Source organism: Pseudomonas sp. NFIX10, from assembly GCF_900111955.1.
Lineage (GTDB): Bacteria > Pseudomonadota > Gammaproteobacteria > Pseudomonadales > Pseudomonadaceae > Aquipseudomonas > Aquipseudomonas fluorescens_AA.
In genome coordinates this window covers 56,840-77,829 of record NZ_FOKH01000016.1, presented here as the reverse complement: position 1 = coordinate 77,829, position 20,990 = coordinate 56,840, and the positions used below count along the sequence as shown (strand labels likewise).

The 20,990-nt window shown below is 63.3% G+C and carries 20 protein-coding genes; 8 read left to right on the top strand and 12 right to left on the bottom strand.

The features are described 5' to 3' along the window. Positions 1-97 precede the first annotated feature (97 nt). From hemB to BM321_RS16310, 3 genes are all read right to left on the bottom strand, one after another. Positions 98-1,072: a porphobilinogen synthase gene (hemB, locus tag BM321_RS16320; RefSeq protein ID WP_092443302.1), complete on the bottom strand. Its 975-nt coding sequence runs from the start codon at positions 1,070-1,072 to the stop codon at positions 98-100. Between the two features lie 116 nt (positions 1,073-1,188). After that, a complete protein-coding gene (locus BM321_RS16315) occupies positions 1,189-2,046 on the bottom strand; it encodes a PhzF family phenazine biosynthesis protein (RefSeq protein WP_092327311.1) in 858 nt (285 codons plus the stop codon). Continuing rightward, positions 2,043-2,741 (bottom strand): glutathione S-transferase family protein, encoded by a 699-nt coding sequence (locus tag BM321_RS16310; protein WP_092443300.1) that lies wholly within the window; start codon positions 2,739-2,741, stop codon positions 2,043-2,045. Before BM321_RS16310 ends, BM321_RS16315 begins: the two co-directional genes overlap by 4 nt. 306 nt (positions 2,742-3,047) lie before the next feature. Here BM321_RS16310 and BM321_RS16305 point away from each other — a divergent pair, with 306 nt between their 5' ends. Then, a complete protein-coding gene (locus tag BM321_RS16305) occupies positions 3,048-3,722 on the top strand; it encodes a histidine phosphatase family protein (RefSeq protein ID WP_092443299.1) in 675 nt (224 codons plus the stop codon). A 99-nt stretch (positions 3,723-3,821) separates the two neighbouring features. Here BM321_RS16305 and mnmH read toward each other — a convergent pair whose 3' ends face one another. Together mnmH and selD are read right to left on the bottom strand one after the other, a co-directional pair. Beyond that, positions 3,822-4,925 (bottom strand): tRNA 2-selenouridine(34) synthase MnmH, encoded by a 1,104-nt coding sequence (gene mnmH, locus BM321_RS16300; RefSeq protein WP_092443297.1) that lies wholly within the window; start codon positions 4,923-4,925, stop codon positions 3,822-3,824. Continuing rightward, complete coding sequence (gene selD, locus BM321_RS16295; protein WP_092443295.1) at positions 4,925-5,959, bottom strand: selenide, water dikinase SelD; 1,035 nt, start codon at positions 5,957-5,959, stop codon at positions 4,925-4,927. The genes mnmH and selD overlap by 1 nt, the downstream gene beginning before the upstream one ends. Before the next feature lie 298 nt (positions 5,960-6,257). On the opposite strand from selD, the gene BM321_RS16290 reads away from it, so the two are divergent. The 3 genes from BM321_RS16290 (at position 6,258) to BM321_RS16280 (ending at position 8,798) form a co-directional block, all read left to right on the top strand. After that, positions 6,258-7,208 carry a nucleoside-specific channel-forming protein Tsx gene (locus tag BM321_RS16290; RefSeq protein WP_092443293.1) on the top strand — a complete coding sequence of 317 codons (951 nt, stop codon included), beginning with the start codon at positions 6,258-6,260 and terminating at the stop codon, positions 7,206-7,208. A gap of 46 nt (positions 7,209-7,254) precedes the next feature. Then, entirely contained in the window at positions 7,255-8,280 is a 1,026-nt protein-coding gene (locus BM321_RS16285) for a purine-nucleoside phosphorylase (protein ID WP_092443291.1), read from the top strand. Between the two features lie 233 nt (positions 8,281-8,513). Beyond that, the gene (locus BM321_RS16280) at positions 8,514-8,798 is read left to right on the top strand and encodes a hypothetical protein (RefSeq protein WP_092443290.1); all 285 of its coding nucleotides are present in this window, start codon (positions 8,514-8,516) and stop codon (positions 8,796-8,798) included. A 5-nt stretch (positions 8,799-8,803) separates the two neighbouring features. Here BM321_RS16280 and BM321_RS16275 read toward each other — a convergent pair whose 3' ends face one another. Together BM321_RS16275 and BM321_RS16270 are read right to left on the bottom strand one after the other, a co-directional pair. Next, the gene (locus tag BM321_RS16275; protein WP_092443288.1) at positions 8,804-9,256 is read right to left on the bottom strand and encodes a DMT family transporter; all 453 of its coding nucleotides are present in this window, start codon (positions 9,254-9,256) and stop codon (positions 8,804-8,806) included. Positions 9,257-9,258: 2 nt separating this feature from the next. After that, positions 9,259-9,756 carry a DMT family transporter gene (locus BM321_RS16270; RefSeq protein WP_092203677.1) on the bottom strand — a complete coding sequence of 166 codons (498 nt, stop codon included), beginning with the start codon at positions 9,754-9,756 and terminating at the stop codon, positions 9,259-9,261. A 114-nt stretch (positions 9,757-9,870) separates the two neighbouring features. Between BM321_RS16270 and BM321_RS16265 the strand changes: the two genes are divergently transcribed. After that, the gene (locus BM321_RS16265; protein ID WP_092443286.1) at positions 9,871-10,803 is read left to right on the top strand and encodes a LysR family transcriptional regulator; all 933 of its coding nucleotides are present in this window, start codon (positions 9,871-9,873) and stop codon (positions 10,801-10,803) included. Between the two features lie 13 nt (positions 10,804-10,816). Here the strand turns inward: BM321_RS16265 and BM321_RS16260 are convergent, their stop codons facing one another. Then, positions 10,817-11,419 (bottom strand): NADPH-dependent F420 reductase, encoded by a 603-nt coding sequence (locus BM321_RS16260; RefSeq protein ID WP_092443395.1) that lies wholly within the window; start codon positions 11,417-11,419, stop codon positions 10,817-10,819. A gap of 142 nt (positions 11,420-11,561) precedes the next feature. Between BM321_RS16260 and BM321_RS16255 the strand changes: the two genes are divergently transcribed. From BM321_RS16255 to BM321_RS16250, 3 genes are all read left to right on the top strand, one after another. Continuing rightward, positions 11,562-12,491, top strand: coding sequence for a LysR family transcriptional regulator (locus BM321_RS16255; protein ID WP_092443284.1), 930 nt, complete (start codon positions 11,562-11,564; stop codon positions 12,489-12,491). After that, positions 12,488-12,628 carry a hypothetical protein gene (locus BM321_RS30540; protein ID WP_175534930.1) on the top strand — a complete coding sequence of 47 codons (141 nt, stop codon included), beginning with the start codon at positions 12,488-12,490 and terminating at the stop codon, positions 12,626-12,628. The genes BM321_RS16255 and BM321_RS30540 overlap by 4 nt, the downstream gene beginning before the upstream one ends. Before the next feature lie 76 nt (positions 12,629-12,704). Beyond that, on the top strand, positions 12,705-13,292 hold the full coding sequence (locus BM321_RS16250; protein ID WP_092443282.1) for a DcrB/PsbP domain-containing protein: 588 nt from the start codon (positions 12,705-12,707) through the stop codon (positions 13,290-13,292). A 436-nt stretch (positions 13,293-13,728) separates the two neighbouring features. Here BM321_RS16250 and BM321_RS16245 read toward each other — a convergent pair whose 3' ends face one another. The 4 genes from BM321_RS16245 to BM321_RS16230 form a co-directional block, all read right to left on the bottom strand. Continuing rightward, entirely contained in the window at positions 13,729-14,010 is a 282-nt protein-coding gene (locus BM321_RS16245) for a hypothetical protein (RefSeq protein ID WP_175534932.1), read from the bottom strand. Positions 14,011-14,106: 96 nt separating this feature from the next. Continuing rightward, positions 14,107-16,218 (bottom strand): hybrid sensor histidine kinase/response regulator, encoded by a 2,112-nt coding sequence (locus BM321_RS16240; RefSeq protein WP_092443278.1) that lies wholly within the window; start codon positions 16,216-16,218, stop codon positions 14,107-14,109. Positions 16,219-16,492: 274 nt separating this feature from the next. Next, complete coding sequence (locus tag BM321_RS16235; protein ID WP_218190454.1) at positions 16,493-19,591, bottom strand: error-prone DNA polymerase; 3,099 nt, start codon at positions 19,589-19,591, stop codon at positions 16,493-16,495. Beyond that, positions 19,567-20,988, bottom strand: coding sequence for a Y-family DNA polymerase (locus tag BM321_RS16230; protein WP_092443274.1), 1,422 nt, complete (start codon positions 20,986-20,988; stop codon positions 19,567-19,569). Before BM321_RS16230 ends, BM321_RS16235 begins: the two co-directional genes overlap by 25 nt. Positions 20,989-20,990 lie beyond the last annotated feature (2 nt).

Sequence of the window (20,990 nt, the reverse complement as noted above, 5' to 3'; positions counted from 1 at the left end):
CCATGTGGGAGCGAGCTCGCTCGCGATGACGGCGGCACAGTCACCCTCGATGCAAGCTGACCCATCGCTATCGCGAGCAAGCTCGCTCCCACAGGGATCAGATCCCGTTCAGCGCCAGGTCCATGGCGAAGTAGGTGAAGATCAGGTCTGCCCCCGCCCGCTTGATTGCGCCAAGGCTCTCGCGTACCACACGGGCTTCGTCGATGGCGCCGGCCTGGGCGGCGAACTTGATCATCGCGTATTCGCCACTGACCTGGTAAGCCGACAGCGGCAGGTTCGAAGCCTGGCGAATGTCGCGGATGATGTCGAGGTAGGCACCGGCCGGCTTGACCATCAGCGCATCGGCACCTTCCTGCTCATCGAGCAGGGATTCACGCAGGGCTTCGCGGCGGTTCATCGGGTTCATCTGGTAGCTCTTGCGGTCACCTTTCAGCGCGCTGCCGCCGGCCTCGCGGAACGGCCCATACAGCGCCGAGGCGAATTTGGTGGAATAGGCCATGATCGCCGTCTGGCTGAAACCGGCTTCATCCAAAGCCCTGCGAATCGCCTGGACCTGGCCGTCCATGGCCGCCGACGGCGCGATCACATCGGCACCGGCGCGGGCCGCCGCCACGGCTTGCTTGCCCAGGTTGATCAAGGTCCGGTCGTTGTCCACTTCACCGCCGTGGAGCACGCCGCAGTGACCATGGTCGGTGTATTCACAGAAGCAGGTGTCGGACATCACGATCATTTCCGGCACCGCGTCCTTGCAGATCCTGGCCATGCGTGACACCAGGCCGCGCTCACGCCAGGTGTCGCTGCCCTCGTTGTCCAGGTGATGGGATACACCAAAGGTCATCACCGACTTGATGCCAGCGCGGGCATAGCGTTCGATCTCACCGGCCAGCTTCGACTCTGGAATGCGCACCACGCCGGGCATGCTCTTGATCGGTACAAAATCATCGATTTCTTCTTCGACGAAAATCGGCAGCACCAGATCGTTCAAGGTGAACTCGGTTTCCTGGAACAGGCTGCGCAGGCTTGCATTGCGACGCAGGCGGCGTGGACGTGCTTCGGGGAACTGGCTGGACATGGGACTCCTGGGCAAAAAATGCGGCTCGATCACAGGGAACGAAGCTTATGCCCAGGCCAGCCAGGGCACAAACGCCAGCTGGAAAACAGAGTGTTACCAGCCGGGTAATAATCGCCTCACAGGGTCAACGAGCCATTGATGCACGTCACGACGGCACCACCAATCCAGACCTCTTCCCCCAACTGCTCGACATGAATCCGCCCGGCCCGGCCCATCGTCAGCCCCTGGCTGACCACGTAGGACGCAGGCGCCAGCCCCTTGCCCAGCATCCATTGGGCGAGCCCGGCGTTCAGGCTGCCGGTGGCCGGATCCTCGGGCATGCCATCACCGGCGATAAAGCCGCGCACTTCGAAGTGGGCCTCATCGCCATCCACGGCCCGATCCCAGGGTGCGATCACGCCCACGGCCAGGTCCAGCAACTGCTGGTAATCCGGCTCAAGCGTCAGGACTTGCCGGCGCTCCTTGAGCATCACCGCCAGCCAGCCGGCACCGTTATCGACCCATTGCGCCTCGACAATCGCCTGCGCTGCGAGCCCCAGCCCCTTGCACACCCGCTCCAGCAGCTCGGCCTCCAGCGGACCGGACTTGAGCAAGGGCGGCGCGAGGAACGCCAACCCATGATCGCTGCGGCGCACCCTGACCAGGCCGACGCCGCACTCCTGCACGATCTCCTGCCCTTTGGGCACGCCTCCGGCTTCCAGCCAGGCGTGACAACTGCCCAGGGTCGGATGCCCGGCAAACGGCAACTCGGTGGACGTGGTGAAAATACGCACCCGGTAATCGGCTTCCGGGTGCTGCGGCGCCAGCAGGAACGTGGTTTCGCTGAGGTTGGTCCAGTTGGCGAAAGCGGCCATGCGCGAGTCACTGAGCCCATCGGCCCCCAGCACCACCGCCAGCGGATTGCCCTTGAGCGGCACATCGCTGAACACATCCAGTTGCTTGTAATCGAATCGGCGGGTCGTCGGCTTGCTCATTCCGGAATCTTCAACCCACGGGCCACGGCCGGTCGCGCCAGGAAGCGCTCCAATACCCGCGTCACATTGGGGAAGTTGCGGATACCCACCAAATCACCGGCTTCATAAAAACCGATCAAGTTGCGCACCCAGGGAAACGTGGCGATGTCGGCAATGGTGTAGCGCTCGCCCATGATCCAGTCCCGCCCTTGCAGACGGCCATCGAGCACCTTGAGCAGGCGCCTGCTTTCCTCGACGTAACGATCCCGTGGCCGCTTGTCCTCGTAGTCCTTGCCGGCGAACTTGTTGAAGAACCCCAACTGCCCGAACATGGGCCCGATCCCTCCCATCTGGAACATCAGCCACTGGATCGTCTCGTAGCGCGCCGCCGACTCCTGGGCCAGCAACTGTCCGCTCTTGTCCGCCAGATAGATCAGGATCGCCCCCGACTCGAACAATGCCAACGGCTGGTCCCCCGGCCCGTGGGGATCGAGAATCGCCGGGATCTTGTTGTTGGGGTTCAGGGACAGGAACTCGGGCGACAGCTGGTCGTTGCTGGCGAAGTCCACTTTGTGGGGCTCGTACGGCAGGCCGATCTCTTCCAGCATGATCGAAACCTTCACGCCGTTGGGCGTTGGCAGGGAGTAGAGCTGGATCCACTCCGGGTATTGGGCAGGCCATTTCTGGGTGATGAGGTATGGCGTCAAGTCGGGCATGGGGTCGGCTCGGAAATGAAGGAAACCCCGAGGATAATCCAAGATGTTGGGGACGACACCACTGCCCGTCACACAATTCACGTCGTGCCTTCTTAATTCAGCAACATCCTGTCGTTAACGTTCGTCCCATCTCCTGACGGAGATCGCTACAGTGCACCGGAATCGAACCAAAGCGCTCGAAGGGACTCTGAGCAATGCCCGCGAAGAACCAACGAGGCGTAACGACAGGGAAAACACCCGAGGCCAAGCGCTTCGCGGTACCGGGGTTTGTCAGCCTGACTCAAGCGTGCTGAAGACTATTATTCGATGATGAACCCACTGAATTTCGCCAAACGCTTCAAACACCGTTCGTGGCTGATGCTGCCGACGCTGCTTGTGGTCTGTGGCTTGGTGCTGTCGCTGGAATCCAGCGTCAGCCGCGCCCAGCCAGCCGACGGCGTACAGACCCTGGTGTTCCTGCGCCACGCCGAGAAACCCGCCGGTGGCCTGGGCCAGCTCAACTGCCAGGGCCTCAACCGCGCCATCGACCTGGCCACCCTGCTGCCGGAAAAATTCGGCAAGGCCGACTACGTGTTCGCGGCCAACCCGACCCGCAATGTCGAAGAGGGTGAGCTGGACAATTCCTATAGCTATATTCGCCCGCTGATGACCATCAGCCCCAGCGCCATCAAGCTCGGGCTGCCGGTAAACATCAGTTTTTCAGCCAACGACACCAGCGACCTGGCTGACGAGTTGCTGCACGACAAGTACCACAACTCCACCATCTATACCGCCTGGTCCCATGGCTACCTGCCGGAGCTGATCAACAAGGTCGCCGGTGAGGCGGTGGGCAAGGAACAGACCATTACCGAAGACTGGGCATCCGGGGACTTCGATTCGCTGTATGTGCTGACCCTGACCTGGCACAACGGCAAGGCCAGCCTCACCAGCCAGAGCTACAAGCAAGGTTTGGACAATGGCCAGGAAGCCTGCCCGACCTGATCATCGGTGTGGGAGCGGGCTTGCTCGCGATGGTGGTGGGTCAGCTTGCCTCAAGGGTGGCTGTGTCGCCGCCATCGCGAGCAAGCTCGCTCCCACAGGTCACCCTCCCCGGGCCGCCCGCTCGCGCAAATACTCCAGCACCGCCGCCTGCTCCCCCGAGAACTCGATCCGCAAGCCCTTCTTTTCCCGCTGGAACACGTACATCGGGTCGTAATACTCACGCAGCAAACCCTCGATCCAACCGCGATGCACGTCGACGGCACCGCTGTGGGCCTGCTCGGCCAGGGCTGTTTCCAGGATGTCCTTCAAGCGCCGGTGACGGTCGCCACCCAGGCGTTTGTGGATGTTGTCCAGGCTTGCCAGCAATCGCTCGGAAAACAGCGAAAAACCTTCGTCGCCATGTACCGCCACAAACTCCGCACACAGGTCAATGACGTAATCCTGCAGGATCCGTTCGACCCGACGCTCCAGGCTGTCTTCCAGCCAGACCATCGGGACCTGCTGCATGCGCTGGTACAAGGACAGTGGCAAGGCGCAGCTGCCGACCGCACGGCTCTCATCTTCCAGCACAAACTGTTCGATGCCGGCGGCGCGTTTTTTCAGCACATCCACGGCCAAGCGATTTTCAAAATCGATGTTGGAAGGCTGGCCGGTGGCGCGTTTGCCGAAACTCGAACCGCGATGGTTGGCATGCCCTTCCAGGTCCAGGCTGTTGCCCAGTTGGCCCAGCACTTCGGTCTTGCCGGTACCGGTCATGCCGCCCAGCAGCACCAGGTCGCACTCGGCGACCGCCTGTTCGACGGTGTCCAGCAAGAACGTGCGCATGGCCTTGTAGCCACCGCCGACCCGAGGGTAATCAATGCCCGCTTCGTCCTTGAGCCATTGCTGGACGATCTGCGAACGCAAGCCGCCGCGAAAGCAATACAGCAGACCGTCGGGATGGGCCTTGGCGAACGCCGCCCAAGCCTGGATGCGCTGGGCCTTGGTCTCACCGGACACCAGTTGGTGCCCCAGGACGATGGCGGCCTGTTGCCCCTGTTGTTTGTAGCAGGTCCCGACCCGTTGCCGTTCGTTGTCGGTCATCAACGGCAGATTGACCACGCCGGGGAAAGCGCCCTTGATGAATTCGACTGGGGCGCGCGTGTCCATCATCGGTCGGCCATGGAGGAAGATGTTGCGGTAATCGGTGATGTCATGGCTCATCAAGACACCTCGACCGCATGACGCTGTCGCTCGACCAACTCGCCGATGGGCTCCAGCGCCAGGCCGAGTTCAGTGGCCACCCGCAGGAACTCGTCCTCGCCTTCGGGGGTGACGGCAATCAACAGGCCGCCGCTGGTTTGCGGGTCGCACAGCACTCGCTTGTGCAACTCCTGGACCCGACCGACCTTGCTGGCGTAGCTGTCGTAGTTGCGCAGCGTACCGCCCGGCACACAGCCCAGGTCCAGATAGTATTCGACGCCCGGCAGACGCGGCACCGCGTCATAGCGGATGCGCGCGGTCAACTGGCTGCCGTCGGCCATTTCCACCAGGTGCCCGAGCAGGCCGAAACCGGTGACGTCGGTCATCGCCGTCACGCCATCGAGCTTGCCAAAGCGGCTGCCGGGTTTATTGAGGGTGCACATCCAGTCACGGGCCAGGCCGACATCGGCGGCGCGCAGCTTGCCTTTCTTTTCCGCCGTGGTGAGGATGCCGATGCCCAGGGGTTTGGTCAGGTACAGGCGGCAACCGGCGGTGGCCGTGTCGTTGCGCTTCATATGACGCTTTTGCACCAGACCCGTGACCGCCAGGCCGAAGATCGGCTCGGGCGCGTCGATCGAATGCCCGCCCGCCAGGGGAATACCGGCCTCGTCACACACGGAACGGCCGCCGCGAATCACTTCCCGGGCAATTTCCGGGGCCAATACGTTGACCGGCCAGCCAAGAATCGCAATGGCCATCAGCGGATCACCGCCCATGGCGTAGATGTCGCTGATGGCATTGGTGGCGGCGATGCGGCCGAAATCGAAGGGATCATCGACAATCGGCATGAAAAAATCGGTGGTCGAGACCACCCCACGCTCTTCGTCGATGGCATACACCGCAGCGTCGTCGCGAGAAGCATTGCCGACCCAAAGCTTGGGATCGAGGTTCTGCGCACCACTGCCGGCCAGGATCACTTCCAGCACTTGGGGCGAAATCTTGCAGCCGCAACCGGCGCCGTGGCTGTACTGGGTCAGGCGAATCGGCTCGCTCATGGACATCTCTCCGGTCAATCAAGTGGATCGATTCTAACAGCAACGCCGCCGACTCAGTGCCGTGCCGAGCATTCGCCCGTGCAACACTTTGGTGCTGCTTCAGGCGGGCGTGAAGCATTCGGCGCACCAGGCCTGACCAAAAGGACAGGAAAATCGCCTCAATCCCAAGATTTTCAAGCCACTGCATAAAATTGGTATGAGATGTGCAAACGTTTGCGCATTCGATCATCCTCAGCGGATCGACGATTTTTTTCAATCACGGAACACGGGCTTCGGCCCCCACGAACAAGGACTTTCCATGCACTTCACTTCCCGGTGTCGCGCCACGCCCGGCGTATGGGCAGCCACCCTGCTACTGACCGCCGTTACCGGACTACTCAGCGCCACGACCCACGCCCAACCCACCGAGGTGTCCGCCCAAGGCGAAGCCCTCAGTCCAGAAGCCACCCCGTCGAAGAAAGGCGCCTACCTGTCGGACTGGTACAACCAGGACCTGACGCTCATCGGCAGCAAAGACATCAGCTTCGGCCCGCAACCGGTCGACGATATCTATCTGGAATATGAATACTTCGGACGCAAGGGCCCTTTCGAACTCTATGGCTACGTCGACATTCCGAAGATTTTCAACATTGGCAACAGTCACGACAAAGGTGTGTGGGACCACGGTTCACCCGTGTTCATGGAACACGAGCCGCGGATTTCCATCGACTACCTGGCCGGCCGCAGCCTGGCCATCGGGCCCTTCAAGGAATGGTACGTGGCGTTCGACTGGATCTACGACCACGGCAGCAACAGCGCCAATCGCGCGAACACCTTGTACAGCGGCCTGGGCACCGACATCGACACACACTCGAAGGTCAACTTGTCGGCCAACTTCTATGGCCGTTATCAATGGGAAAACTATGGCGCCAGCAATGAATATTCCTGGGACGGCTACCGCGCTCAACTCAAGTACATCGTGCCAATCAGCCAGTTCAGCAATGGTGCCTCGCTGACGTACATTGGCTTCACCAACTTCGACTTCGGTTCGGACCTGCACAAGGACAACCCGGCCCGCACCGCCAACGCCACGGTCGCCACCAATGTCTTGCTGTACGCGTTCACCCACGTGCGCTTCACTCTGGTGGGCCGCTACTTCCACAACGGCGGCAACTGGCAGGATGGCAGTGAACTCAACTTTGGCGATGGCAACTTCCGCGCCCGCTCCGATGGGTGGGGGTATTACGCCGGGGTCGGCTATCAATTCTGAGCACATCGTCGCAGCACCCTTTCGAATCCATGGAGGTCACGAACACATGATCAATCGCCTGTTTGCTTCAATCGGCCTGGCAAGTACTGCACTCTTCGCGGCAAGCGCCGGGGCCGCGCCGCCACTTCAACCCAAAGTGATGCTGATCACCATGTTCGCCCCCGAAGCGCAGAACTGGATCGAACGCTTGCAACTCAAGGATGAAATCCGTGTACCGGGGCTGTCCGCCGAGTACCCGACGATCCGCTGCAATGCCGAACGGGTCTGCCTGCTGATCACCGGCATGGGCCAGACCAACGCGGCGGCCTCGACCCTGGCCCTGGCGCTCTCCCCGACCTTCGACCTGCGCAAGAGCTATTTCCTGGTGGCCGGGATCGCCGGTATCAACCCGCACCACGGCACACTTGGCACAACCGCCTGGGCCCATTACCTGGTGGAGTTCGGTACTCAGTGGGAGCTGGATTCGCGGGATGTGCCCAAGGACTGGCCCACCGGCTACCTGGGCATCAACACCAAGGGGCCGAACGAAAAGCCGCCGCTGGACTACAAGACAGAAGTCTTCGAACTCAACCCGGCCCTGCAAGCCAAGGCCTTTGCCCTCAGCCAGCAGGTGACCTTGACCGAAAGCAAGGAATCGGCGGCCTGGCGCTTGAAGTATCCGTATGCCCCGGCCAACCAGCCGCCGGTGGTGACCCGCTGCGACACCCTGGCCGGCAACACCTGGTTCTCCGGCACGCGCCTGAGCGAGCGCGCCGAAGTCTGGACCCGCCTGCTCACCGACAACAAAGGCGTCTACTGCACGACCCAACAGGAAGACAACTCGACTTACGAGGCCCTGCTACGAGCCAGCCGTGAAGGTCGGGTGGACATCAACCGGCTGGCAGTGCTGCGGGCCGGGTCCGACTTCGACCGCCCCGAGCCCGGTGGCAATGAAGTGGATAACCTGCTCAAGTACGCCGACCAGGGCGCGTTCGTCCCGGCGCTGGAAAACCTGTTCCGCACCGGCAACCCGCTGGTGCAGGACATTGTGAAGAACTGGTCGGAGTGGAAGAACGGCGTGCCAGGGCACTGATCTTTCAGGCCTGGATCCTTTGTGGCGAGGGGATTTATCCCCGCTGGGTCGCGAAGCGGCCCCAAGTCTGCCCCGCCCTGATGAGCGGGACTCAGGACCGCTTCGCGCTCCAACGGGGATAAATCCCCTCGCCACAGGGAACCGGTTGGGCTGTTCCCAACGGCTCGGCCAATGGAATTTTCCCTCCCGGGCAGGATCATTTGAACATCAACCGCGCCCCCAGGAGACCGCCGATGCCCCTCACTCCCTCCGCCGCCGACAGCACTCACCTGGACTACGGTCTCGACACCCTGTTCGGCCGCCAGACCAAAAGTATCGACTGCCAATACAACGTCCAGCGCCTCGACGAGGACAAGCCGGTGTGGTTCGCGCTGCACATTCAACCGCCGATGCCGGACGACCTGGACAAGGCCGAGATCGTGGTGTTCAGCGCCGAGGGCCGGCGCCTGAGCGGCATCGTCCGCAGCACTGAACGCCTGGCCGATGGCAGTCTGCAACTCAACGTGGAACCCGACTGAACCGTTCAGGCCTGACGGGTATTGCTGCGATACATGAACACCAGCGCCAGTGCCAGGCAGGCCATGGCGAGGACTCGACTGCCGGACAATTCGATGGCCGGGTTGCCCAGCCAACCGAAGTTGTCGATCAGCATGCCCATGCCCAGTTGCCCGACGATCACCGCCACGGTGGCCACGGCCGTGCCGACCCTGGGCACCGCGCCCACCATCACCATCATGTACACCACACCGAACAAGGCCCCGCTGAGTTGCCATTTCGGCATGTCCAACAGCGTCAAGCCGTGGGCCGGTTCAAAAAACACGATCAGCAGCCCGGTGGTCACCGTGCCCACCGTGAACGTCAGCAAGCTGCTGCGCAACACACCGACCGTCTGGCCCAGGCGCCCGTTGATAGCCGCCTGCACACTCAACACCGCACCGGCCGCGACGACCAGCAACAACAAAACAAACAGGTTCATGTTCAACCTCGGGCAATCAGGACAAGGGCGACGACAATCAAGGCCAACGCCAGCCAGCGTTCGCCATTGACCCGCTTGCGGGCCGTGCCGAACCAGCCGAAATGATCGATCAGGACACTTTTACCCACCTGGCCGGAGAGAATCGCGACCATGGTCATGGCGATGCCGATGTGCGGCGTGGCGAGTGTCAGCACGACCACATAGATCGGACCGAGGAAACCGCCGATCAATTGCCAGCGTGGCAACTCATGCAAGGCTGGGCCTCGCTGCCGGCCACTGAGCAACAACAGCAGGAAAAGAATCGCCGAACCGACGCCGAAGATGCTCAGCGTGGCCCACAGATGCCCGACCTGGGCCCCGAGCGGCCCGAGCAGGCCAGCTTCCACCGACAAGCCCATGCCGGCCAGGATCACCAGGGGCAGCAATAGCCAGCGCAACAATGTCCGGGGTCTGGCGGGCGTCGATACCGGCACGGCCTCGCTCAATGAAGATGTTTGCATGATCAGGACCTGTTCACTTGAAAGAGGGCCGGCATTATCGGCTGGTGCCGCTGTGCGATAAATGTGAGTATCCCGATAACACTTTTGCGTAACACGCACAGGAAAGCCCGCACCATGCACGGCCTCAATGAACTGGGCTTCAAGGCATTGCGATTGTTCGTCGCCGTGCTCGATCACGGCAGTTTTTCGGAAGTCGCGCGGCGCGAAGGCTTGGCGCCGTCCTCGATTTCCCGGCAGATCCAGTTGATGGAACAGGCCCTGAACCAACAGTTGCTCTATCGCCACACCCGAGCCGTTTCACCCACCGAGGCTGGCCGCCTGCTGGGGCATCATGCACGGCTGCTGCTGGTGCAACTGGAGGAAGCCGAACAGGCGCTGCAGGAGCAACACAGCGAGCCGTCCGGACTGGTGCGGATCAATGCGCCGGTGGTGTTTGGCCAGCGCCACCTGACACCGTGGTTGGGGCAGCTATGCGAGCGTTATCCGAAGCTGCAACTGGAGATCCAGCAGACCGACAGCTACGTCGACCCACTGCAGGAAGGCGCCGACCTGCTGTTCCGCATCGGTGCGCTGCACGATTCGAGCATGCAGGCGCGTATCCTCGCGCCCCATCGCTTCCAGATCGCCGCCAGCCCGACCTATCTGGCCCGCCACGGCGCACCACTCAAGCCCCAGGACCTGGTTCACCACCGGTGCCTGGCCTACAAGGGCGTGACCGGTCAGCAGCGCTGGTTCTTCCGCCGCCCGGGCCAGGCCTGGACACCCTACAGCGTCAGCGGCCCGATCACCGGCAACCACGCCGACACCTTGACCCAGGCCGCCGAACAAGGCCTGGGGCTGGTGATGTTCCCGTCGTGGTTGATCGGCGAAGCCGTGCGTAACGGCACGCTGGTCCCGGTGCTAAAGGATTACCAGGCGTCCAACAGCCTCGAACCGCAACAGATCGCCATCCTCTGGCCGGGCAGTCGACGCCTGTCGGTGAAGGTCCGCACGGTCATCGATTTCTTCCTCGAGTGTTTTGGCGAAGTGCCCTACTGGGATCGCTGAGCACGGCGCGGCCTCAGTCGAACTTGACCAGGTTCAGCACCGGCAGCGGGCCACCCGGGAACTGGGTCAAGCGTGCGCCGACACTCAAGGGACCCAGGTCCACGCCGAAAAAGCCCAGGCGCTCGATCAACCGCGCGACTTCACTCCGTGCCTGCGCGTCGTCACCGGTCAGGAACAGCACCCGCTTGCCGCCTTCGGACGTCGGGTCTGCCTCCAGCAGGCGCGCCAGCAGATGATTGAATGCCTTGACCACCCGTGCGCCCGACACCCACTCGCTGAACACCTCGGTCGAAGCCCGGCCCTGGAGATCCACGGCCTTGAACCCGGGCACTTCGATCGCGTTGTTGGCGTCGATCACGATGCGCCCGGCAAAATCCGGCAGACCGCCCAGCGCCTGGGGCAACTTCGACCAGTTGACCGCCACCAGCACCATCGGCTGGGCGGCGGCTTCCTCCACGGTGCCGGCGCGCACGCTTGGACCGAGGTCAGCCACAAGCTCGGTCAGGCTTTGCGGGCCACGGCTGTTGGCAATCACTACGTTGATGTTCTGGCGGGCCAGGGCGCGGGCGAAAGCACTGCCGATGGCGCCTGCGCCAATGATGCCGATGGTGTCGATGTCGCTCATGTCTTGTGTCCTCAAGGTTGGATAAGCCTGGCGGTGATGTCCGCCGTTGAGGTGCATGGTGCCCTTGCCATTACCTTCTGATTAGCCGGTAATATGGCGAATCATTTTCAAGCATTACTATCAGGTCCATGCCATGGAAAGCCTCGCCAACCTCGAATGCTTTGTTCGCAGCGCCGAAACCGGCAGTTTCTCGGCGGCCGCGAGACTACTCGCCCTGACGCCCGCGGCCGTGAGCCGCAACGTGGCGATGCTGGAGCGCAACCTGGGGGTGCGGTTGTTCCAGCGCTCGACCCGCAAGCTGTCCCTGACCGAAACAGGAGAACATTTCCTGGCCAGCATCGGTGGCAACCTGCACGCCCTGCAGGCGGCCATTGGTGCGGTGACCACAGAGCGCGGCGAACCGGCCGGCGTCTTGCGCGTCAGCCTCTCGCCCAGTTTTGGCATCTGCCAGATACTGCCGTTGATGCCGCAGTGGCTGGCTCGGTATCCGCTGATCCGTCCGGACTGGCATTTCGAAAACCGTCCGGTGGACCTGATCGCCGAAGGTTTCGACGCAGCCATCGGCGGCGGCTTCGCCCTGACGCCCGGGGTGGTATCGCGCACCCTGGCGCCCGCTCACCTGATTGCCGTCGCCAGCCCCGCCTACCTGGCCGGGCGCACCCTGCCCCGGCAACCCGAGGACCTGGCCGGCCTGGACAACATCGTGCTGCGGGCCAGCCGCACCGGCCGGGTACGTCAGACCGTGTTGCGCAACGCCGCCGGGCTTGAATCCGCCGTGCAACTGAACGAGTCCATGATTTTCAATGACCCCGTGGCCATGCGAGAGGCCGCCTTGCTGGGTCTGGGCGTGGCCCTGTTGGTGGTGCCCGATGCCCTGCCCTGGCTGGAACGTGGCGAACTGGTGCGGCTGTTACCGGATTGGTACGTCGATTTGGGGGTGATTTCCCTCTACTACCCCAGTCGCACGCTGATGCCGGCCAAGACCCGGGCCTTTATCGACTTCATCACCGAGCACTTCGAGCGCGAGGCGTTGGCTCGGCGCTTCAGGGCCGGGCCGGGTTGAATATCGGCGACACGGCATTGAAGGCGCGTCGGCTGCCGGTGCTGGCCATGCCGGCCTTTGCCTTGGGCGTTGCGGTGTCGATGGCCATGTTGCGGGTGACCCGCCGCCTGCTGGGGCAGACGGCATCGCCAAAATGACGGTCTCTTGCTGGAGTCCGGGACGACGCCCATGGGATGATCGGCCTTCAAGCGCGACCATCCGTGGAGATTTTCAATGTCATTGCTGAGTAAACAAGCCGCCGTCCTGTTGCTGGGGGCCTTCGCCAGCCTGGTCGTGGTATCCACCCAGGCGGCCCCGGCCAAACCTGCCAGTGATGCACCGGCGCAAAAGGTGTCGATGCTGGGCGGCAAGTTCACCTTCACCTTGCCCAAGGGTTTTACGGCGACGCCATTGCCCGCCGGTGAAGCCGCCCAGGGCACCGCCGGGGCGACGGGGACGATGTACAGCAATGCCACCAGCAAGACCGTGGTGATCGCAGCGGAAAACATCATTATCGACGGTGCGAATGTGAAGGATGACGATGGCGCGTTCCTCGACACCACCATGGCCGACTTCGCCGCCCAGCGCCTCAAGTCCCTGCCGGATGCCAAGATCCTCAGCGAAAAAAGCCTGAAGCAAAAAGGCACCGGCCTGGGCCTGCGCCAGCTCGACACCCGCGCGACCCAGGGCGGCGGACCGACCCTCGACACCACCTTGCTGGGTGCCTCCGGCACGCGCATGGCGGTGGTGCAGATCATCTCCCGGGCCAGCGACAAGACAGGACATGAAACCTTGGTGAAACAGATCGCCAACGGTCAATAACCCCCCAAGACATGTGGGAGCCGAACTTGCTCGCGATGACGCCGGCACAATCAACATTGATGCAAGCTGACCCACCGCTTTCGCGAGCAAGCTCGCTCCCACAGGGTTTGTGGAGGTTCATGAGTTTTGCATTCAGCGCAGGACCATTGTGGGAGCGAGCTTGCTCGCGATGGCGGTGTGTCTTTCAACCTTTTTGCAAGCTGACCCTCCGCTTTCGCGAGCAAGCCCGCTCCCACAGGTTTTTGTGTTGTGTCCAGATACCGTGAACGCGCAGGACCATTGTGGGAGCGAGCTTGCTCGCGATGACGCCGGCACAATCAACATTGATGCAAGCTGACCCTCCGCTTTCGCGAGCAAGCCCGCTCCCACAGGTTTTGTGGATATTCAAAAGCTTTGCATTCACCACCATGATGCGGTGTTGTACATCCTTCCTTGTCTAGCCCCCATCGGTATCGATATCGGCGTCCGTGTCGTCACCGGATTTCGGCCGGTCCGGGTCAGGCTTGAAGCCGGGGCTGAAGGTGTTGTCATTGTCCTGATGATGCTGCTTCTGATCGACCTCAGTGGCGGCGCTGTCAGCCTGGTCCGCTCCGGCAGGACTGACGGGCTCGGCGCTCGAAGGCCTGCCCGGGACCTGGGGATCGATGGCCGGATCGTTGCGCGGGGATGGCGCCTGCGCCTGGCCTTGTTGCTGAGTGTCTGCGGGATCGTCGTTCATGGGCACCTCGTTCATGACAGGGCCGGATGGATGACCGGTCTTGAACATTCGAAGGTGACGCGACGGCTTCGGTTCCATTTGTTTAAGACGCCGCGATCAACCGCCCAGCACGCTCCTCACCATCCGGGCCAGTGCGTCCGGACCGTAGGGTTTGCTCAACAAATGGGTATCGGGGCTCAATTGATGGTTGCGGGAGATGATGTCCCGGGTGTGCCCCGAGGTGAACAGCACGGGGACCGGCGGGGTCTGCACCTTGGCCCAGGCGGCCAGGTCGGAACTCTTGATCAGGCCGGGCATGACCACGTCGGTGAAGATCAGGTCGACCGGGGTGCCATCCAGCAGCAGCTTCATCGCCTCATCGCCGTTGGCGGCCGTGAGGGTCCTGTAGCCGGACTGTTCCAGCAGTTCCACCGACGCGCTGCGCACCTCGGCGTTGTCCTCCACCACCAGGATCGTCTCTTGCCGGCCGGAATGAAGCGCATCATGTTGCTCGGTTTCCCCGGCTTCGGGCGCAAGACTTCGAGGGAAATACATCCGCACCCGCGTGCCTTCGCCCAGGTCACTGGAGATCTCGATATGGCCGCCACTCTGCTTGACGAACCCGAACACCATGCTCAATCCAAGCCCGGTGCCCTGGCCATCGGTCTTGGTGGTGAAAAACGGTTCGAACACCTGCTTCAGGATGTCGGGCGGCATGCCGACGCCGCAATCGATCACCGACAGCCGGACATAGTCGCCGGCCGCAATCCCCTTGCCGGCGCAGAACGCGTCATCGAGCACGATGTTCTCGCCGATCAGATGGATAGTGCCCTCGCCCCGCATGGCATCACGCGCATTGATCGCCAGGTTCAACAGGGCATTTTCCAACTGATTGCGATCGACATGGATGCACCAGGGCTCCTGGGGCAGGCTCACTTCAATCAGGATGGTTTCGCCCAAGGCCCGCTGCAGCAGTTCACCCATGCCCTCGTAGATGCGCCGTGGGTTATAGACCGCCGGTGACAATGGCTGGCGCCGGGCGAAAGCCAACAGCTGCGAGGACAACTTGGCCCCCCGCTCCACGGCTTCGATGGAGGCACTGACCCGTCGTTGCACATTGGCGTTGTCCCGTTCGTGGCGGGCCAGCAAGTGCAGATTGCCGGCGATCACCTGCAGCAAGTTGTTGAAATCATGGGCCACGCCACCGGTGAGGCCACCAATGGCCTCGAGCTTCTGCGACTGGCGCAACTGCTCTTCGGCTGCCAACCGCGCCTGCACCTCGTCGGCGACACGTTGCTCCAGGTCGCGGGTGAATTTGAGCAGCGAAGCTTCGGCCGTCTTGCGCTCGTCGATATCAATCAGCACTCCCGGAAACCGCAGGGGCCGGCCTGTCCTGTCGAACTCGCATCGACCGCTGGCCAGCACCCACCGGTAGTCACCGCCCAGGCGGCGGACCCGATACTCAGCGCTGTAAGGCGTGCCTGTGCGCACGGTCAGTTCGACCCGCTGGTTGACCTCTTCGAGGTCGTCCGGGTGGATGCCCTGGCGAGCAATCTCGATGGGCAGTGCGTCCAGCGGACAGTCGGGGGGGTAGTTGAAGGTGCGGGCAAAACGCTCATCGCCCGACAGCGTGTCGGCCTGGATGTCCCAGACGAACGACCCCAGCAAGGGCCCGGCCGAAAGCGCCAGCTGGATGCGTTCATTGACCGCGCGGTAACTGCGTTCGGCCTCTTGCCGGGCGCGCTCGGTCAATACGTGCTCCGTGGTTTCCACCACAATCGCCAGCACGCCCGCCGGGGACTGGTCATCATCGGGCACCGGGCTGTAGTAGAGGTCCATCCACACATCTTCAGGCTTGCCATCGCGCAGCAGGACCAGCTCTTTGCTGCGGTAGGACAAGGTGCCGCCGGCCAGACAGACGTCCAGTACATGGCGATTGAATTCGGCCACCTCCGGCCAGCCCAACTCCACCGCGCACCCCAGCAAGTAGGGGTGGCGGCCGCCGGCGAACTCGGCATAGGCATCGTTGTAAATCATGAAGCCCTGGCGGCCCCACAACATCACTATCGGCAGGGGCGAAGCCAGCAACAATTGGACAGCGCTACGCAAGCTGGCGGACCAGTGCTCGATGGCGCCCAACTCGGTTCGGCTCCAATCGAACGCCCGGATACGCCCGGCCATCTCACCGCCCCACCCAGGGCAGCCGTGATTCTGGGATAGAAACTCCATGGTCGACTCTGAACCTCAAAATGCCTGCAGGGAATCGACAGACACAAATCCCTTGCGATCAGAGCTTCGAGCGTCGGGTTGGCGTTTGGTTTCATGGTGATCGGTTTGCGCACAATCCTGTGGCGAGGGAGCTTGCTCCCGCTCGGCGGCGCAGCCGTCGTAAACCGGCTGACGCGGTGTGCCTGATGGATTGCGTAAACCATTTTTTGGGGGCTGCTACGCAGCCCAGCGGGAGCAAGCTCCCTCGCCACAAAAACGGCGGTGTTGCTGGGCTTCAGCGGAAATCGCGGCTCTGCACTTGGATACCCGCCAGCAATTCAGTCAGGTCGCTCAAGCGCCCGGCGATCAAGTGGCGGACCTCGCCGACGCTTTCCCAGCGGCCGTCGACCCTGAGCAATTGCGAGCCCACCAGGGTCTTGCGTTGGCGCTCGGCCAGGTCGCGCCAGACCACCACGTTGAGGTTGCCGAACTCATCTTCCAGGGTGACGAAGGTCACGCCGCTGGCCGTGCCCGGGCGTTGGCGACCGGTGACCAGCCCGGCGACGCTGACATTGCGACCATGCTCCACGTTTTGCAATTCCCGGGAGCTGCGGCAGCGCCGGGCGCGCAGCTCGGGACGCAGCAGGGCCAGCGGATGAGGGCCGAGTGTCGTGCCCAGCGTGGCGTAATCGGCAAACAGGTTTTCCCCCAGCGTGGGTTCGGGCAGCGCCACGGGCGGTTCTTCCTGGCTGGGCAAACCGGCGAACAAGCCCAGTTGCTTCTGCACTCCGGCCACTTCCCAGCGGGCCCGATGGCGATGCCCCGCCAAGCCCTGCAAGGCCCCCGCGTCGGCCAGTTGCGCCTGGGCCCGGGCATCGAGTTGCGCGCGCTCGCCCAGGTCGGCCACATCGCTGAAGGGCCGATGCCGGCGCGCCGCTTCGATACGCAGGGCATCCTCTTCGCGAAAGCCCTTGACCAGGCGCAGCCCCAGGCGGATCGCCGGTTGCCGGCCTTCCATGGGCTCGAGGCTGCAATCCCAATCGCTGGCGCCCACGTCCACCGGGTGGATCGACAGTTGATGCCGGCGGGCATCCTGAAGGATCTGGTCCGGGCTGTAGAAGCCCATCGGCCAACTGTTGATCAGGGCACAGGCGAATGCCGCCGGTTCGTGGCACTTGAGCCAACTGCTGGCGTAGGTCAGCAAAGCGAAACTGGCCGCGTGGGACTCGGGGAAACCGTAATTGCCGAAGCCTTTGATCTGTTCGAAGATTTGCGCGGCGAATTCAGCGGTGTAGCCGTTTTCCTTCATCCCCTGCGCCAGGCGTTCCCGATGAGGCTCCAACCCGCCGTGACGTTTCCAGGCCGCCATGGAACGCCGCAACTGATCGGCTTCTCCCGGGGTGTAATCGGCCGCGACGATGGCGATCTGCATGACCTGCTCCTGGAACAAGGGAACACCCAGGGTGCGGTTGAGCACTTCTTCCAGCGCGTCAGAGGGATAAGTCACCGCCTCTTCGTTGTTTCTGCGCCGCAGGTACGGGTGCACCATCCCACCCTGGATCGGCCCGGGCCGCACGATCGCCACTTCGATGACCAAGTCGTAGAACGTCTTGGGCCTCAACCGAGGCAACATCGACATCTGCGCCCGGGACTCGATCTGGAAGACACCGATGGTGTCGGCGCGGCTGATCATTTCGTAGGTAGCCCGATCGTCCTTGGGCAGCGACGCCAGGGCATAACGCTGCCCCCGGTACTGCTCGATCAGGTCGAAACAGCGCCGGATCGCGCTGAGCATGCCCAAGGCCAGGATATCCACCTTGAGCAGCCCGACCGCGTCCAGGTCGTCCTTGTCCCACTGGATAATGGTGCGCTCGGCCATGGCGGCGTTTTCCACCGGCACCAAGGTGTCCAGGGGCTGTTCGGAAATCACGAAGCCGCCAGGGTGCTGGGATAAGTGCCGGGGAAAACCGATCAATTGCCGGGTCAGGCTCAGGACCCGACGCAACACCGGGCTGTCCGGATCGAAACCGCCCTCACGCAAGCGCTCCACCGGCGGCGCCTCGTCGCTCCAGCGGCCACAGCAATCGGCCAGGGCGTTGACCTGATCCGGCGGCATGCCCAAGGCCTTGGCCACATCGCGGACCGCCCCGGCGCCGTGGTAACTGCTGACCACTGCCGTCAAGGCCGCACGATGACGACCGTAGCGCTGGAACACGTACTGCAGCACTTCCTCGCGACGGTCGTGTTCGAAGTCGACATCGATGTCCGGCGGCTCGTTGCGCTCCCGGGACAGGAAGCGTTCGAACAACAGGCTGGTGAGGCTGGGGTCGATTTCGGTGATGCCCAAGGCGTAGCACACCGCCGAGTTGGCCGCCGAACCGCGCCCCTGGCAAAGGATATGACGGCTGCGGGCAAAGCCGACGATGTCCTGCACGGTGAGGAAATAGCTGTCGTAGCCCAACTCGGCGATCAGGCTCAGTTCCTTGTCGATCTGCACCCGCACCTTGTCTGGCACGCCGTCCTTCCACCGCTCGCGCATGCCACGCTCGGTCAGTTCCCGCAGCCAGGACGCTGGATCATGCCCCTCGGGCACCAGCTCGCGGGGGTATTGATAGCGCAATTGGCCGAGGTCGAAGGTGCAGCGGCGGGCGATGTTCAGGGTTTCCTCGAGCAAGGCCGGCGGGTAGAGATCAGCCAGATCCTTGCGGCTGCGCAGGTGGCGCTCGCCGTTGGGGTGCAAGCGCTGGCCGGCCTCGGCCACCGTGACGTGGTGACGGATGGCGGTCATGGTGTCCTGCAAGGCGCGACGGCCGCGCACGTGCATATGTACATCGCCGCTGGCCACGGCCGGAAGCGCCATGCGCTCGGCCAGCGCCAACGAGTCTGCCAACCGGCGGCGGTCGTCCTGTGCGCAATGCAACTGGACCGTCAGCCACAGGCGCCCGGCAAAGATCGGCTGGAGCCAACGCCCATGTTCTTCGGCGTCTTTGCCCTCGGCTATCCACAACGCCAGCAACCCCGGCAAGGGTTGGTCGAAATCCTCCCGCACGATGCGGTAGCGGCCCTTCTCGCTGCGCCGCCGGGCGCGGGTGATCAACCGGCACAAGGTTTGATAACCGTCCAGGTTTTCCACCAGCAACACCAGTTTCGGACCGTTCTCGACCTGGATCTCGCTGCCGACGATCAGTGGTAGCGCCAACTCTTTGGCCGCCTGCCAGGCCCGGACGATCCCGGCCAGGGTGCATTCGTCGGTGATCGCCAGGGCCCGATAGCCCTGCTCTTTAGCCCGTCGGCACAACTCCAGGGCACTGGAGGCGCCGCGCTGGAAGCTGAAGTTCGACAGGCAATGCAGCTCGGCATACTCAACGCTCATGCGAACCAGCCCTGCAGCCACAGCGGCCCGCCCTCGCCCACCGGTCGATAGGCCCAGCCACGTTGCCCGCTGCGGGTTTCGATCAGGTAATAGTCGCGGCGCACATCCGCGCCGTCCCACCAACCGGTCTCGATGCGCTCGGGGCCCATGAGGATGTGCGCCTGACCTTGCGCCAATGCCTGGGGCTCCTCCAGCAGCCAGCCGGGACGCTGCACGCCGTCGCGCACCGGACAAGCCTGGGATCGGGGTTGGGACGTCATCTGCCAGGCGCACTCAGGCCGATGGTCGTCGCGAAACCCCAGGCCCTGCACGGCGTCATCCCCCAGCCGGGCCCGCAAGCGTTCGCGCAGTTGCTCCCAGGGCAATGATTGTTGGGGGCGTTCGTCGAACAGCTCCAGGCGCTGGGGCACGAAACTCGGCAGGTCTTCGGCACACAAGCGAAAGCCCCGCACCGGGGCCTCGACCTGCACCTGTTCCAAGCGACCGCGGGCCAGTTCGAAGAGCATCGCCGGGTCCCGTTCGGCGCTGAGCAGGCCGACCTTGATCACGGTATCCGGCAACCCGGCGTGCTCCAGGTGCAAGTCGAAGCGTTGCACGCCGCTGTCGCGTCCGCAGAGGAAGGCCGACAGGTCACCGGTCAGGCGACGCAACGGGAACAACAGCGCCTGATGGGATTGCACGTCATAGTTGAGCTCGATGCGCACATCGAAACGGTCCGGTGGCAGGTAGAACGACAGCGCCAGGGTGCGATGGCCCGTCAACGCGTCGAGGTGCTTGAGCACCTGGGCCTCGAAGCGCCGCGCCAGGGCCTGCCGGGGCAAGGCCTGGACCTGGCTCAGGCGACGCAGGCCCATGCGCGACAGCGCCGTGGCGACGTCGGGCTCCAGGCCGATTCGCTCCACGGGCATGTGCCCCAGGTACTGTTGCAAGGTCTCGGCATCGGGCACCACCAGGGCGTCATAGGCATTGGCCAACACCCGCGCCGCCACTGGGTTCGGGGCGGCGACGATGCGATGACGAAAGCCCAGCTCGGTCAGCTCGGCTCGCAAGCGCGCCTCGAACACCGGCCAGGGCCCGAACAGGCCCAGGCTCGACTCGATCTCGAACAGCAGCGTACGCGGATAATGCACGCTGACCTGGGCGCTGAAACGGTAGGCCCAGGCTGCCAGGAACTGCTGCCACTGTTCGATCTGCGCCGCGTCGTATTCCGCGGTGGCAAAGCCTTTGCTCAAGGCCTGGGCGGCGGTCATGGTCTGGCCGGGCCGCAAGCCCAGGGCCTTTGCCTGCGCATTCACCGCTTGCAGCACCCGACGCTGGGCCGGGCCGGTCAGCAATGCCAGGGGCTGGTCGGGATCGGGGCGCTGACGCAGCGCGGCGTCCAGCGCCAATTGCGGGAAGAGAATACAGACCCAGCGCATCG